Annotated in this window: 1 protein-coding gene; it reads right to left on the reverse strand. The window is 43.1% G+C overall.

Annotated elements, in window-relative coordinates; all coding sequences use genetic code 11:
- Positions 1-149: 149 nt before the first annotated feature.
- The gene (locus BCT81_RS04045) at positions 150-671 is read right to left on the reverse strand and encodes a prepilin-type N-terminal cleavage/methylation domain-containing protein (protein WP_102423305.1); all 522 of its coding nucleotides are present in this window, start codon (positions 669-671) and stop codon (positions 150-152) included.
- Positions 672-802 lie beyond the last annotated feature (131 nt).

The raw sequence follows: 802 nt of genomic DNA on the forward strand, positions 1-802 counted from the left end.
TGCTAGGCGTTTACCTTCTGGAGAGTTAGACAGCACGCTGGTTTTCGCCAAAACGTGCTTATCTTAATTTCTGGGATGGTTGAATCTTGATGCGTGGCATTCTCTAAGTTTATTTGTCTGTACCAACACGTTGAGTATTAAACTAGAGCTTAGCTGTCTGGTTCGTCATCCACGGTGACATCGCCATTCATCGAGTTGTAGTAAATAGAGATCCCGGGTACGACTCGATAATGATAACGGCATTGGTCGGTGTGGATGTACTCAGCGATATAGTCAGTATCAGTCGGTGAGTTGAAACTAGAAACGCTCGGTGGATCAATCAGGAGAGCTTCCCATACCGAAATACAGTCTTCCGGATTATCCAACCTTGGGAAATCTTCTGCGTAAGGCCATTGCTGTACTGGGTATCCCCATTCATTGAAGTCAAGCTGGCCAGTGGCAGAGTCATCATAGATAGGGATGTTCGTAGATGGACCGCCACCGTTTAAGGTCAAATTTTTTGAGTAGGCAAGATCGACACCTGCTTTGAAAGCAGCGCCAGTACCTTTCACGGCTGCAATATGCGAATCTGTACTCACATTCAGGAATCTGGGCGCTGCCGTAACGGCGATTATTCCAAGAATCACAATAACGACAACAAGCTCAATAATTGTAAAACCGTTCTTTTTCATTATGCACCTCTTTTGAAGGCGGCAAGTATGCAACATAAGTGACTATTGCCAAAGGAAATTTCTATATTGCAGAGGTGATTTTATTAACCAATAATGAATGTTGTGATTTACATGGCTTTATTTTATAAAAC

The sequence above is a fragment of the Vibrio sp. 10N.261.52.A1 genome (assembly GCF_002876325.1).
GTDB lineage: Bacteria > Pseudomonadota > Gammaproteobacteria > Enterobacterales > Vibrionaceae > Vibrio > Vibrio chagasii.

Bases quoted from the DNA above. Each gene is read 5' to 3' on its own strand.
- BCT81_RS04045 (WP_102423305.1), bottom strand. From the start codon at position 671: ATGAAAAAGAACGGTTTTACAATTATTGAGCTTGTTGTCGTTATTGTG.